The sequence below is a fragment of the Streptomyces sp. CBMA156 genome (assembly GCF_014596515.1).
Taxonomy (GTDB): Bacteria; Actinomycetota; Actinomycetes; order Streptomycetales; family Streptomycetaceae; genus Kitasatospora.
The window spans coordinates 1-13,303 of record NZ_MSJQ01000386.1; the positions used below are offsets into that span (position 1 = coordinate 1).

Here is a 13,303-nt window from a genome sequence, read left to right on the forward strand (position 1 = left end):
GTCCGCCGCCGGTCTCCACCACCTTTCGGGAACGGCCGGCGGAGCCGGACAAGCCCGCCCCGTACGTGTCCCCGGCGCGGGTTGCGGACCTGCGCACGGCGGCTCCCCCGCCGGCGCGTGCGCCGAAGCCCGCCCGCCCCGGCCCCGGCCCGGTCGCCATGAAGTCGGCGGAGTCCCCGCCACCGGCGAGGCGTACGCCCGGCGAGTGGCGAGCGGTTCCGCCCGGACCGGCGGGCCAAGGCCCGATACACCGGATCACCTGCCCGGATGAAAGGATCCTGCCGACCGTTCCGGCGCGAGGAGACACAGTGGACGACCGCTCGAAGCATGACCACTCCGATTGGGAGGAGGTCGTGCTCGCGGCCCGCGAACGCGCCCGTGGTCGGCAGGCCCTCATGGTCGAACGCTTCGGACTGTCGGGTGACGTGCGGTACCAGTGGTCGATGGACGACGCGCGGATCGCGTGGTCGCGTGCCGGGACGGTGTTCCTCACCGGCCGGCTGACGATGATCGGCAGCGTCAGCGTCCCCCGGCAGTCCTGGCTGTGGTCATGGGCGAACGAGTCCCTTCCGCCCGCGGTACTGGGGGACATCGAGCGTGTCCGGCGGTTCGGTGAGGAGAACGGCTACCCCGTCCTGCCGTGGCCGGGCTTCGACTACCATCCCGAACTCGTCGCCGAGGCCCGGATGGTCGCGGCATCCGTACTCGACGCCGAAGGGCTGTGGGCGGATTTCAGCGACGACGTGCAACTCCACTTCCTGGTCCATGATTTGACGCTCACCGCCGAATGACGGCGACGGGGCGCCGGGGTGGTGCGGCGCCGGCCGTGAGCTGAGGCCTGCGACCCCCGGCGGGCTGCGGACGGGCAGGGCGCGGTGCGGCGCGGAGCGCACCAGGAAGCCCTGTTGTCGCAGTCTTACGCTCTCGTGCGGGTGGAGTCCGACTGGGCTGCCCCATCGTGTGATTGCCTCGCTCACCGGCTCGGGAACGCGGGTGATCGCCCTGGACGTGCACCTCGCTGTCCGTCGGACATGACGGACGCGGAATGGGCCCTCGTGCGCGACTGTCTGCCGGTGCCACTGTGGCTGGAGGGGCGGGGCGGGCAGCCGGAGGGGTACTGCCACCGACAGATGTTGGACGCTGTTCGCTACCTGGCGGCGGGCGGTATCACCTGGCGAGCGATGCCGGGCGACTTCCCGGCGTGGGACCGCGTCTACGCCTTCGTGCGGCGGTGGCGTGTGAAGGACTTGCTCACGGAACTGCACGATCGGTTGCGCGGCCTGGTCCGTGAGGAGGCCGGCCGCGATCCGGAGCCGACCGCGGCGGTGATCGACGCGCAGTCACTGCGGGCGGCGGCCACGGTGCCGGCGGCCACCCGCGGCTACGACGGGACCAGGAAGGTGCCGGGGCGCAAGCGGCACATCGCGGTCGACTGCCTGGGGCTGCTGCCGGCCGTGATGGTCACCGCGGCGAACGTGACCGACCGGGACGCCGCGATGCCGCTGCTGGAACGTGTCCGGGCCCGCTATCGCAGGATCGTCCTGGTGTGGGCCGACGGCGGCTGCGCGGGTCGCCTGGTCAGCTGGGCGAAGCAGCAACCGGGGCTCGCTCTGGAGATCGTCAAGCGCGGCGACGACGCCTCGGGGTTCGTGGTGCTGCCCAGACGCTGGGTGGTGGAACGCACGCGGAGCCGGCTGATGCGCTCGCGTCGCCTGGTGCGCGACTACGAGACGCTGCCCGCCGTGCATGAGCGGATGGTGCTGTGGTCGATGACGATGCTCATGAGCCGCCGGCTGGCCCGGCGGCGAGCGTGAACCGTCCCCGGGTGAGTTCGGGCCTTCACCCGTGAAGGCCCGAACTCACGATCGAGGGCGTCATACAGCACGATCTGGTTCGCGGAACGGTTGAGGATCCGCAGCACGCGATGCCCACGTGGCGTCCCGGCTCCCCCTGGACACATACGCGCCGAGTACAGAGGTATCGAGATCCTTGAGGGACTCCAGTACCAGAGTGGCGATCGCAAAGCGAGGATCGCGGCGATCAGCGGCCTCGGGAACGGCGACGACCGTCATCTGGGCTGACACGCCGGCGAGGACGCCGTTGAGCGAGTCCTCGATCACCGTGCATTCGTCGGGTGACGCGCCGAGGGCGGCGGCTGCGCGGAGGTAGGCGCCCGGGTGGGGCTTGCCGTGTTCGTCGTCTTCGGCCGAGAACACGGCATGGAAAGATCGGTCAAGGCCGGTGCTCGCGAGCGCAGCCCGAATCACCGACTCCGGCGAAGACGACACGACGGCCATCGCCCTCGATGCACGCGCGCACGCCGCGACGGCGTGTTCGGCGCCGGGTTTCAGCGCCACTCCCTCCAGCCTGCGGCACACGGCGGCCACGATCTGCTGCTCGACGTCGTGGGGGTCGGCTTGAATGGTGGCCCGATCGAACCAGTAGGCCACCATGTCCCTTTGCCGCAGCCCGCGCGTCGCCGCCTGCATCTCCGTTGTGAGGTGCAGGCCAAGCGGACCGAACACTTCACGCTTCGCCGCGTCCCAGATCGGCTCGGAGTCGATCAGAAGGCCGTCCAGGTCGAACAGGACGATCGGTTGCATCGGTTGCTCTTTCGTTGGCGATCACGCGAGGACGAGACGATTCGCTGCCCCGCGGTCCGAGTGCGGCAGTGATCTCCTGACAGGACATCACTGGCTTCCCGCCGGATGCCTGTTCGGTGAGCGTAGCGACGATGCGCTGGTAGTGGTGAGCGAGCGCGTCCGTGGAAAGCGCGGGACGCCACACCGGGACGATCGAGCCCGATCGCGCGGCCCTCGGCAGGGGAACCCCGGCGGGCGCGTTCGTCGCGGGCTGCGACCCGGAAGACTCACCGGCTCCCGGGCCGGCTTCACCTGCCTGTCCGGGCCGCGGCCCGGGCCCGGACAGAACCTCGCCAACGCACTGCCGGGCGATCACGCAACCGTGCCTTCCGGCGGGGTGGTGCAGTGGCGGCCGGGGAGCTGACGGGGTCGTTCCCCGCGGCGTACGGCTTCGTGCCCGGTCGCAACAGCGTGGTGCCTGCGGCAGAGGACGGCCGTGGGGCGGCGCGGGTGCTCGTGGGCGTGGTGGCGGTCCCCGCGGATCCGGTCGCGTGCTGCCGGGTGGTCGGCGGGGCGCGTCCGCCCGGTGTCGGCAACGGCCGGTTGGTCCGTGGGCCGGCGACGGCCGCAAGGTACGTGCGTGAATGCGGCGTTGCCGCGATCGGGGGGTGAGGGGGTCGCGGTGGTGTTCGGGGGCGACGGCGGGGGCGTCTGTTCGCGGCCGGCCCGCGGTCGTTTCCCGGCCGGTTCGGCGGCCGGGTCGCGGGCCCGCTCCGGCCTGCGGCCCGGTGCCGCCGCGGTCACAGGCTCAGCAGCAGGTCCCGGACCTCGGCGGGCCGCGACAGGAAGGGGTGGTGGCCGGTGTCGAGTTCGACGGTGCGGCCGGCCCGGCGGGCGTACCCGCGCTGGAGGTGCGGTGCGGTGCCCCGGTCCCGGGCGCAGACGAGGTAGGTCGTGGGCACCTGGTGCCAGGCGGCGGCCCCGACGCTCTGGCGGGTCACCTGCGTGCTCTGGCGGGCGAGGTGGCAGGCGGCCTGTGTCCGGATGTGCGGGTCGCAGTCCTGCAGGAACGTGTCGGTGAGCAGTTCGGGGCGGACCGTGAAGGTGCCGGTATCGGGGTCGGTGTCGAGGAACGGGGCCGGGTGGCCGTCGCCGAAGTCCGCCAGGCTCTGTCCGGCCTCGGGCAGGTAGCCGGCGATCAGCAGCAGGTGGCGGACCGGCCCGATTCCTGCGGCGGCTTGCGCGGTGACGATGCTGCCGTAGCTGTGGGCGACCACGACGGTGGGTTCGTCGCCGTCCAGCAGTACCCGGCGCACCGCGGCGACGTCCTCGGGCAGTCCCGGACCGCCGGTGCCCGCGGGCGGGCCCGTCTCGCCGCAGCTCGGCAGTGCCGGGGCCGTGCTGGGGACGCCGCGCTGGCGCAGCAGCCCGGCAGTGCGGTGCCACCACCACGATCCGTCCCGGACGCACGCCCCGTGCACGAACACCACTCTCATCGCGCTGCCTCCGTGTCCGCCCGGACGCCCGGCCGCCCGGCTGTCCGACTGTCGGGTCGTCTTGCGGTCCACGGTAGCCGCGGCCGCCGTGGCGGCTGGGGGTCGTGGGCCGTTCGCGGGGTACGGGCGCGGGCCTTCGGCGAAGGCCCGCGCCCGTACCCCGGCGGGGCGGGGGCCTGCGGCAGGGGTCAGGGGGCGGGTGCGGACTGGGCCTGGCCCGCCTGCTCCGTCTGCTCCGTCTGCTCCGCCGGGCCCGCCTGGTCCGTCCGGCCGGGCCGGCCGGGCTGGGGCAGGCGGCGGCGCAGGAGGACGGCGGCCAGGGCGGCCGCGGCGAGGGCGGCGCCGGCCAGGGGCAGGTGGCGGGGGCCCGCGGTGGTGACGATGGCGCCGCCGAGGGTGGTGCCGAGGGTGATGCCGAGGTTGGAGAAGGAGATGAAGAGGCTGTTGCCGAACTCGGGGGCGTCGGTGGCGTCGCGGGCGAGCCAGGCCTGGGCGACGGCCAGGCCGCCGGAGTGGACGGCGCCCCACACGAGGACGGCGGCGAGCATGGGGGCGGTGTGGGGGCCGACGGCGTCGAGGAGGAGGTAGAGGGCGAGGTAGAGGACCGGGTAGGCGGTGACGGTGCGTACCAGGCCGCGTTCCAGCAGGCGGCCGAAGACGAGGTTGCCGGCGGTCATGACGACGCCGAAGGCCATCAGGGCGGGGCCGGTGAGGGAGGCGTCGAGGCCGGTGACGTTCTCCAGGTACTCGGCGATGTAGCCGTAGCCGCTGAACATGGCGGCGAACAGGAGGGTGACGGCGGCCACGGCCAGCCACAGCCGGCCCTGGCGCAGGATGCCGAGTTGTCCGGCGTAGGTGGGCCGGCCGGTCTCGGGCAGGTCGGGGAAGAAGGCGAGGAGGCCGGCGCAGGCGGCGAGGTTGACGGCGGCGGCGGTCCAGAACGCGGCGGGGACCGTGAGGTGGTCGGCGACGTAGGAGGTGAGCGGGACGCCGAACGCGAAGCCGGCGCTGACGCCGGCGAAGACGGTGGTGGCGGCGCGGGCTTCCCGGCCGGGCGGGGCCAGGCGGGTGGCGGCGGTGAGGGCGAGGGCGAAGAAGACGGGGTGGAACAGGGCGGGCAGGATCCGGAAGGCGAGGACCAGCGGGAAGGAGTCGCTGAGCGCGTAGACGGCGTTGGCGACGGCGAAGACGGCAAGTGCCGTGGCCAGGACGGTCTTTCGGCGCAGCCGGGAGGCGAGCAGGACGCCGGCGGGGCCGGTGGCGGCGACGGTGAGGGCGAAGGCGCCCACCAGGGTTCCGGCGGTGCCGGTGCTGACGTCGAGGCGTTCGGCCAGGGAGGGCAGGACGCCGACGACGCCCATCTCGGTGGTGATGATGCCGAACACGCCCAGGGCCAGGACCGGTACGGCCAGGGCGTTGCGGGCGGGGGCGGTGCGGGGCACGGACGACCTCCAGTGGATACACAAATCTAGATAGTTGGATGCGTTAGGGGGAAGAAAAAGGGGGCGCCGGCCGGGCGCCCCCGCAGGGCAGGGGTGGTGCGTGGAGGGGGTCAGAGTTCGTCGCGTGCGTACGCGGCGAAGGCGGCGATGGTCTCCTCGTTGCGCCGGTAGAAGGTCCACTTGCCGACGCGTTCGGACACCAGCAGTCCCGCCTCGCGCAGGATCTGGAGGTAGCCGGAGACCACCGACTGGGCGAGCCCTGAGCGCTCGCGGATGTCGGTGACGCACACGCCGATGTGGAAGCCGACGCCGCGCTCACGGTAGTAGGGCTCGTCGAAGTAGAGCTCGGGTGTCTTGAGCCAGCGCAGGAAGTCCGCGCGCGCCGGGTTGGCGAGCGCCTTGTGCACGGCCAGCGGGTCCACCGCGCGCACTCTCCTTCCGCCGTCCGGCCCGTCGGGACGTATCTAATATTCTGGATACGACCTTGGGTGTCAAGGCGGCCCCGCCGCCCCTCCCCCGCCCGGACCCCCGACGCCCCGACGCCCCGACGCCCGGCGGAGGCCGGGGCCGGGGGGTCGGGGGGCCGGGGGTCAGTGGTACTGGGCGATCTGGATGAGGTTGCCGCAGGTGTCGTCCAGGACGGCGGTGGTCACCGGCCCCAGGGCGAGCGGCGCCTGGGTGAAGCGCACGCCCAGGGCGCGCAGCCGCTCGTACTCGGCGTGCACGTCGTCCACGGCGAAGGAGGTGGCGGGGATGCCGTCGGCGGCCAGCGCCGCGACGTAGGCCTTGGCGGCGGGGTGCCGGTCGGGTTCCAGGACCAGTTCGGTGCCGTCGGGCTGGTCGGGTGAGACCACGGTCAGCCAGCTGTGGCCGCCGAGCGGGACCTCGGTCTTCTTCACGAATCCCAGCACGTCGGTGTAGAAGCGCAGGGCCTTGTCCTGGTCGTCGACGAAGACACTGGCCAGGTTGATCCTCACGGGGCGTCCTCGGGTGGTTCGGGCCTGAGCCAGCGGGCGGTGATGCGCTCAAGCGGTTCGGTGTCCAGGTCGTGGAACTTGTAGCGGCCCTCGCGCCGCACCCGCACCAGGCCGGCCGCCTCCAGCACCGCCAGGTGCTGGCTGACCGCCTGCCGGGAGAGGCCGAGCGCGTGCCGGGTGGTCAGCCGCACGCGGATCTCGAACAGCGACTGGCCGCCACGCCCGGCCAGCTCGTCCAGGATCAGCCGGCGGGTGGGGTCCGCCAGCGCCTTCCACACTCCATCGTCGGTCACCTCCCCACCATAGGCAAGCCGGGACTTGCCTACCAGGCGGGGGCCGGACGACGGGGCCCGACGACGGGGCCGGAATCGAGGCCGTCCCGGCCTTTCGCCCAGGGGTGGTGAACCGCGGGGCCGTACCCGGCAGGTGTCCGCGGTCTTGGGGTCAGGCGGCGGTGGGGGCGCCGGCGACGCGGCGTTCGCCGCCGTTGCGTTCCTGCCAGAGGCGGTAGACCCCGACGGCGGCGTCGTGTTCCTCGTGGCGCATCGGCATCCGGCGTTCCTGCCAGGGCTTGGCGAACTCGCCGTAGAAGGTGTCGAGTTCGAAGTACCTGCGGTCGTCGACGTAGTGCGGTTCGTAGGCGTCGCGGGTGGTGAGGAAGACGACCTCGTCCGGGGAGCAGTAGTAGAGGGCGCCCAGGCACATGGGGCAGGGGTGGGCGAGGACGTAGACGGTGGCGCCGGTGAGGTGCTCGGTGCCGAGCCTGGTGCAGGCGTCGCGGATGGCGAGGATCTCGGCGTGGGCGGTGGGGTCGTCGGTCTGGGCGACCCTGTTGGGGCTCTCCGCGAGGATCCTGCCGTCCTTGACGATGACGGTGGCGAACGGGCGCCCGCCCTCGGCGACGTTGCGGCGGGCGATGTCGATGGTGCGCTGGGCGAAGTCCATGAGGGGGCCTCCGGGGAAGAGGGACGGGGATGGAGCGGGGACGGGGAAGGGGAAGCGGGGGGCGGGCGGGTCGTCCCGGGCCCGCCCCCCGTCAGGTGATGATCTGTCAGAATGGCTTGGTGGGGAGGTACTTGCCGTCGAGGGTGATGACGGCGCGCTCGCCGCCGTCGGGGTCGGCGACCTTCCTGACGTCGAGCCTGAAGTTGATGGCGGAGATGATGCCGTCGCCGAACTCCTCGTGGACCAGGGCCTTGAGGGTGGTGCCGTAGACCTGGAGCATCTCGTAGAAGCGGTACATCGTCGGGTCGGTCGGGATGCGGTCGGGCATCGAGCCGCGCAGCGGGATGGTCTGCAGCAGCAGCGCCGCGTCGTCGTCGAGGCCCAGGAGTGCGGCGACGGCCTTGGCGGACTCCTCCGGCAGCGGGTGCTGGCCGAGGACGGCGGCGGTGGTGAACGCGACGGAGAGGCCGGAGGCCTCGGCGATCTGCTTCCAGGAGAGGTTCTTGCGGGTCTTGGCCTCGACGGCCCTGTCGGCCAGGGCCTCGCGGGCGCTCCGGTTGAACTGTGCCTGCACCATGATCGGTCGTGTCCTTTCGGCGATGGGGTGGCCGCTCCGCGGAAAGGGGAGGCGGGGCGGCCCGGGGAGTGGGTCGGGGTGGGACGGGTCGGGATGGAGTTGCTGCGGGGGGGGGGTGGCTGCGGGGGGGGGGGGTGTGGCTGCGGGGGGGGGGGGTCAGGCCGCGAGGGCGGTGCCGGCGGTCAGGTCGGTGGCGCGGCCGGCGGTGACGTCCTCGACGCGGCCGGTGGGGATGTCGTAGACCCAGCCGTGCAGGGCGAGCCGGCCCTGTCCGAGGGCGCGGGCGACCGAGGGGTGGGTGGCCAGGTTCGCCAGCTGGGCCGCGACGTTGTGGCGCACCAGGGCCGGGACGTCGCCGGCGGCGGCGGTGCGGGCCACCGAGGCGTGCGCGTGGCGCAGCCAGGAGGCGACGGCGGGGGCGTCGGTGAGGTCGTGGCCGTGGGCGAGGGCGGTCATGGCGCCGCAGGCGGAGTGGCCGCAGACGATGACGTCCTTGACGTTCAGGGCGGTGACGGCGTACTCGACGGAGGCGGCGATGGCGTCGGGCTCGGGGCTGTGGGCGGGGACGAGGTTGCCGGCGGTGCGGATGACGAACAGGTCGCCGGGTTCGGTGCCGGTGATCAGTTCGGGGACGACGCGGGCGTCCGAGCAGCCGATGAACAGGGTGCCGGGGGTGTGGTGGGTGGCGAGGCGGGCGAAGAGGTCCGCCTTGGCCGGGAAGACGTCCCGCTGGAAACGGGCGACGCCGTCGGTGAGGTCCTGCATGGTCACTCCCCTTCGGGTGGTGGCCGGTCCTGGTGGGCCGGTGAGATCCACCATGCATGACCTGTATCTATAGTGTCCAAGAGTTGTAGGGGATGTAAGCCATTGGTGTTGTCTATAGTGGGTGGATGGCCTCTCCGGAACTGCGTCACCTGCGGTATCTGCTCGCCGTGGCCGAGCACGGCAGCTTCACCCGCGCCGCCGAGGAGCTGCACGTCTCGCAGCCCACGCTCTCCCAGCAGATCCGGCAGCTGGAGAGGACGCTGGGCGTGCAGCTGCTGGACCGTACCGGGCGCAGCGTGCGGCTCACCGATGCCGGCGCGGTCTACACCGGTCATGCGCGGCGTGCGCTGCGTGACCTGGCCGCCGGTGAGCGTGCGGTCCACGATGTGCAGGACCTCTCCCGCGGTCACCTGCGTCTGGGGGTGACGCCGACGTTCACCGCCTACCTGGTCGGTCCGCTCGCCGCCGGGTTCCACGCCCGTCACCCGGGGGTGAGCCTCACGGTGGCCGAGATGCCGCAGGACCGTCTCGAGGCGGCTCTGCTCGCCGACGGCCTCGATCTCGGCATCGCGTTCGCCGGCCCCCACCCGCCCGGTGTCACGGCGACCGCACTGTTCACCGAGTCCCTCAGCCTCGTCGCCGCCGCCGCGCGTGCCCGGGAGCTGCCCAGCCCGCTGCCGGTGCATGCTCTGGAGGGTGAGCAACTCGCCCTGCTGACAGGGGGCTTCGCCACTCGCGGCCACATCGACGCCTACTTCGCCCGGCACCGGGCCGCGCCGCGCATCACGGTGGAGGCCGACTCCATCCAGGCCCTGACCGAGATCGTCCGGCGTACCGGTCTGGTCACCGTCCTGCCCGAGCCCATCGCCGACGACCACCCCCAGCTGGTCCCCGTCCCCCTCGATCCTCCCCTGCCCACCCGCACCGCCGCCCTCCTGCACCGCACCGACGCCTACCGCAGCGCCGCCGCCCACGCCTTCGCCGACCTCACCCACGACGTCGTGCGCACCCGCGGCTACGCCCCGCCCCGGTGAACCCCCGCCCGCCGTCCTGCCTGCCGTCCGGCGGCGAGTGCCGCCGCGGGCGTGCCTGCCTCTGAACTGCGCCGCGTCACAGGCATAGGCTCAGAGCCGTGTCCCAGCCTCCCGACGACAGTGACCACCTGGCCATGGCGTTCCCCGGCCCGCTCGCGGACGATGTCCGGGTGGTCCTGGCGGCCATGGGGACATCACGGCTGAAGCCGGCGGCCCCGTTCCCGGTCGACGTGCAGGGCCGGCTCCTCGCGATCCCCACTCGGCTGTACAACGACGAACCGTCGGCCGATGCGCTGGAATCCCTCTCGCCACGACAGCTGACGATCCTGCACTGCCTGTACACCAGGCACCATGACGGGAGGATCCGCCGGCGTCACCTGGAATGCGTCGTCGGCTCCGCGCAGCCTTGGGTCGTCCCGTACGTCGTGCAGCTGGCCGGCGAGTACGTGGTGGAGATCCTGGTGGTCATCCGGGAAGCACTCGGCGACCTGGATACGCCGGGCACCGCCCTCCGCGCCGCCTACGGCCGGTTCATCGTGGACAATCCCTCCTTCTTCGCCCGTACCCAGAGGCGGGTGGTCAGCTACTGGAGCTGCTACCACCGTCTCGACTACACACGTTTCCCGGACTATCCGGGCTGTACCGTGCTGGAGCTCCTGCGGGCGGCGGCCTCCGACCTGGCCGGCCACCCCTGGCCCCGCCTCACGCCGCCGGCCGGCAGGGCCGGTCCGAGCGGCCACTGCCAGACCCCGTACCGGGACGTGGCACTGCGGCCGGCACCCGGAGGCTCCCCGGCCCGGCCGCCGGTGTGACCGAACGCGCGAATCCCGAGGCGGACCGCCCCCTTTGGTGCGGGAGAGCCGGGTAGCGGGCCGGACGGGCTTCCCGCCGGATCCGGCGGGACCGACGCGCAGTCCTTGGGCCCCGCCGAGGTGGCGCCCGCGGCTACCCGGCATCCCGCCCGGCCGACGTGCCGCCGGGACCCGGCACGCAGCTGCGCGGCGGGTCCCATGGCCCGCCACCGCCGCCCTGAGCGCCGCCTCCGTCACCGCGGGACCGGGAGCGTCCGGTCCCGTACGAGGAAGCCGTGGAGCGCGATGGCGTAAGCATCGACGTCACCGGGCTCCGGGCGGCCCTCCATGACGGACCCGCAGAGCGCGCGCAGCGCGTCCTCGCCCATGGCCGGCGGGTGGAAGGGCAGCGGGCAGGGCCTGACGTCCTCGCCCGGCCACGCGATGACACCGGCCGGCCGTTCCCCGGCCCGGCAGGGGACCTCGAAGGGAAGCGGATCGCCGGTGTCCTCGACGATCCCGCCGCCCGGGGAGGGACTCGGCGAGCGGATGAGACGCCCGTCCTCCCGGACGCCGAAGGCCGGCCGGCCACACCGTGCATGGCGTACAGGAGCATCCGCCGGCCCGCGCCCGCCGCGACGAGCTCGCCGGGGAGCCGCGACGGCAGACCGACCATCACACGCCGGTCGCAGACCGGTCCGGTCCCCGGCCGGCTGCCCGCACAGGCCCGGCCGCGCGGCGCACAGGCCCCGTCCCGCCGGGGGCACACCTCTCCCCGGCGTTGCGGCCGGCGCCGCCGGTCCCGGAACCCGCCTGCGGCCGGGACGGGTTCACCCGGAAGTCCGCCCCGCACGGGCCCGCCGCAGTACGCGCCAGGAACCGGGCGCCCCGTCCGGAAGCCCGGCTGTCAGCCCGCCTCGCTAGCATCAAGCCCGCACGCACGTTCCCCGATGCGCCGCCGCGGCCCGCCCGGCGGTTTCGGGGACGACCGCCCGGGGGGCGCCTCACCGGGCCGGCCCCCGGCACCGGGCCGGCACGACAGCCCCGAGGGAGTGGACGCCATGGACGCGGTACCGGCATACGTGCGCGGTTACCACCGAGGCCTGGGGCGCGCGTCCGCGGCCATGCTCGGGTGCGGGCTGCTGCTGTTCGTCCTGGCGGTGGCGTACCTCATCCCGCATGACACCCATGTGGAATCGGTCCTCAACGGCCGCGGTGTACAGGTCCGGGCCGTCGTCACCCAGTGCGTGCCGGTGGGCGGCAACGGCGACGGGTCCGTCTCCGCCAACTCCCACTGCCGGGTGCGCTTCACGGCATCCGACGGGCGGGCCGTCGAAACACAGCTGGCCTACGTGTCGGACGACCTCGGGAGGGACCGGCCCGTCACCGTCGTGTACGACCCCCGGGACGCCGGGCTCGCCGCCCTGCCGTCGAGCATCGGTTTCTGGAACACCCTCGGCCGCAACGTGATCGACTGGTCCGCCCTGGTGTTCTCGGTGGTCATGCTGCTCGCCGGGGCCGCGGCTCTCACCTGGTACCTGCGGCTGCGAGCCAGGATGAGGCGGGCATGAGCGCGACGGCGGCCACGGCGGCCGACGTGGCGCGCGCCCGCTCCGGGATCCCGCTCGGCCTCCCGGCCCCGCTGCTGGCCCTGTGGAGCGTGAGGGACGGCCTGCTCACCGCGGCGGGCGTGACCGTCTACCCGGCCGGATGCATCGGCGAACGCAACACCACCTACGAAGTCGGGCGGTACGCACCGGGTTTCCTCCTCATCGGCGACGACAGCGGCGGCCGCGGATTCCTCCTGCGCGCCGACGACCCGGACTGCGCCGTGTTCTCCTCCGACCTCGGCGACCTGGATCCCGCGGGCTTCGACGTCGAGTCCACACACTTCGCCTCCTGGGCCGAATCCCTCTGACCTTCCGCACCCCGGGCGCCGCGCTTCCCCGGCCGGAACCCGGCCCCGCACCAGGGCGGACCGACCAGGCACGGCACGCGGCGGGCGAGCGGACGGCGGCGAGCGGACGGCGGCGGGCGGCACGGCGGCGGGGTGGTGCGGCGGCGCGCCGGGGGTTCACCCGCACGAGTGATTGTGACACTGTGCTCAACAGCGGACACTCAACGTATCCGGATGGCTCGTGGGGCCCTCCCGGCGCAAGGAGCCGTCATGACCACAGTCGAACCTTCCGCCTCCCGGGCGCCGCAGATCGCGGACAACTCGCAGCCCACCACCCGCGGCGAGGGCCTCGCGGCCATCGGCGGCAACCTCGGCGCCGTGTGGCGGGCCTGGTGGACGTGGAGCCCGGGCAACGGGACCTTCAACCTCCAGATCCCCTGGAACGTCATCGGGACCGACTCGACGGTCGTCATCACGGCCTCCGAGATCGACTCGAACGGCAACCGGTTCGTCGGCGCCGCGCCCTTCCAGGTGTCGGGCATCGCCCCCGGCAACGGCACGGTCACCTTCAAGATCAGCATCGGCTGGGGCAGCCCGCTGCCGATGCGCACCGACGTCCTGGTCTTCAACTGACCCACCCGCCAAGGACGCTGCCCGCACCCCGGCGGTGACCACCGGCACGGCCCGCCACGGGGCGCACGCCTCCCCCGGCACACCGGCACCCGCACCGGGGCCGCACCAGGGCCGCGGCGGGCGGGCGGCAGGGAGCAGCACGGCGGCCTCCCCGGGCCGTACGG

Annotated in this window: 16 protein-coding genes and 1 pseudogene; 7 read left to right on the forward strand and 10 right to left on the reverse strand. The window is 73.3% G+C overall.

Translation table 11 applies throughout. The features are described 5' to 3' along the window. Positions 1–308 precede the first annotated feature (308 nt). Entirely contained in the window at positions 309–791 is a 483-nt protein-coding gene (locus BU198_RS34195) for a DUF6882 domain-containing protein (protein WP_188300744.1), read from the forward strand. A 240-nt stretch (positions 792–1,031) separates the two neighbouring features. Further along, positions 1,032–1,814, forward strand: coding sequence for an IS5 family transposase (locus tag BU198_RS34200; RefSeq protein WP_188300745.1), 783 nt, complete (start codon positions 1,032–1,034; stop codon positions 1,812–1,814). 60 nt (positions 1,815–1,874) lie between these two features. Here BU198_RS34200 and BU198_RS34205 read toward each other — a convergent pair whose 3' ends face one another. The 9 genes from BU198_RS34205 to BU198_RS34245 all read right to left on the reverse strand — a co-directional run bounded on the left by BU198_RS34205 (position 1,875) and on the right by BU198_RS34245 (position 8,784). Beyond that, the gene (locus tag BU198_RS34205; RefSeq protein WP_188300746.1) at positions 1,875–2,603 is read right to left on the reverse strand and encodes an HAD family hydrolase; all 729 of its coding nucleotides are present in this window, start codon (positions 2,601–2,603) and stop codon (positions 1,875–1,877) included. Positions 2,604–3,382: 779 nt separating this feature from the next. Further along, positions 3,383–4,078 carry an alpha/beta hydrolase gene (locus tag BU198_RS34210; protein ID WP_188300747.1) on the reverse strand — a complete coding sequence of 232 codons (696 nt, stop codon included), beginning with the start codon at positions 4,076–4,078 and terminating at the stop codon, positions 3,383–3,385. Between the two features lie 188 nt (positions 4,079–4,266). Further along, on the reverse strand, positions 4,267–5,520 hold the full coding sequence (locus BU198_RS34215) for an MFS transporter (RefSeq protein WP_317620447.1): 1,254 nt from the start codon (positions 5,518–5,520) through the stop codon (positions 4,267–4,269). 110 nt (positions 5,521–5,630) lie between these two features. Continuing rightward, the gene (locus BU198_RS34220) at positions 5,631–5,942 is read right to left on the reverse strand and encodes an ArsR/SmtB family transcription factor (RefSeq protein WP_188294823.1); all 312 of its coding nucleotides are present in this window, start codon (positions 5,940–5,942) and stop codon (positions 5,631–5,633) included. Between the two features lie 168 nt (positions 5,943–6,110). Further along, entirely contained in the window at positions 6,111–6,497 is a 387-nt protein-coding gene (locus tag BU198_RS34225) for a VOC family protein (protein WP_188294824.1), read from the reverse strand. Further along, positions 6,494–6,790 (reverse strand): ArsR/SmtB family transcription factor, encoded by a 297-nt coding sequence (locus tag BU198_RS34230; RefSeq protein ID WP_188294825.1) that lies wholly within the window; start codon positions 6,788–6,790, stop codon positions 6,494–6,496. The genes BU198_RS34225 and BU198_RS34230 overlap by 4 nt, the downstream gene beginning before the upstream one ends. Before the next feature lie 151 nt (positions 6,791–6,941). After that, positions 6,942–7,442 (reverse strand): nucleoside deaminase, encoded by a 501-nt coding sequence (locus BU198_RS34235; protein ID WP_188294826.1) that lies wholly within the window; start codon positions 7,440–7,442, stop codon positions 6,942–6,944. Between the two features lie 106 nt (positions 7,443–7,548). Then, complete coding sequence (gene cynS / locus BU198_RS34240) at positions 7,549–8,019, reverse strand: cyanase (protein WP_188294827.1); 471 nt, start codon at positions 8,017–8,019, stop codon at positions 7,549–7,551. A 156-nt stretch (positions 8,020–8,175) separates the two neighbouring features. Continuing rightward, positions 8,176–8,784: a carbonic anhydrase gene (locus tag BU198_RS34245; RefSeq protein ID WP_188294828.1), complete on the reverse strand. Its 609-nt coding sequence runs from the start codon at positions 8,782–8,784 to the stop codon at positions 8,176–8,178. 125 nt (positions 8,785–8,909) lie between these two features. On the opposite strand from BU198_RS34245, the gene cynR reads away from it, so the two are divergent. Beyond that, positions 8,910–9,818: a transcriptional regulator CynR gene (gene cynR, locus BU198_RS34250; protein ID WP_188294829.1), complete on the forward strand. Its 909-nt coding sequence runs from the start codon at positions 8,910–8,912 to the stop codon at positions 9,816–9,818. A 98-nt stretch (positions 9,819–9,916) separates the two neighbouring features. Further along, positions 9,917–10,630, forward strand: a complete 714-nt coding sequence (locus tag BU198_RS34255) for a hypothetical protein (protein WP_317619895.1) — start codon at positions 9,917–9,919, stop codon at positions 10,628–10,630. A gap of 233 nt (positions 10,631–10,863) precedes the next feature. Here the strand turns inward: BU198_RS34255 and BU198_RS44365 are convergent. Further along, positions 10,864–11,462: pseudogene (locus BU198_RS44365) on the reverse strand (DUF6928 family protein). 208 nt (positions 11,463–11,670) lie between these two features. On the opposite strand from BU198_RS44365, the gene BU198_RS34260 reads away from it, so the two are divergent. The 3 genes from BU198_RS34260 to BU198_RS34270 all read left to right on the forward strand — a co-directional run bounded on the left by BU198_RS34260 (position 11,671) and on the right by BU198_RS34270 (position 13,139). Further along, entirely contained in the window at positions 11,671–12,180 is a 510-nt protein-coding gene (locus BU198_RS34260; RefSeq protein ID WP_188300748.1) for a DUF3592 domain-containing protein, read from the forward strand. Further along, positions 12,177–12,527, forward strand: coding sequence for a hypothetical protein (locus tag BU198_RS34265; RefSeq protein ID WP_188300749.1), 351 nt, complete (start codon positions 12,177–12,179; stop codon positions 12,525–12,527). The genes BU198_RS34260 and BU198_RS34265 overlap by 4 nt, the downstream gene beginning before the upstream one ends. Positions 12,528–12,776: 249 nt before the next feature. Continuing rightward, the gene (locus tag BU198_RS34270) at positions 12,777–13,139 is read left to right on the forward strand and encodes a hypothetical protein (protein ID WP_188300750.1); all 363 of its coding nucleotides are present in this window, start codon (positions 12,777–12,779) and stop codon (positions 13,137–13,139) included. Positions 13,140–13,303 lie beyond the last annotated feature (164 nt).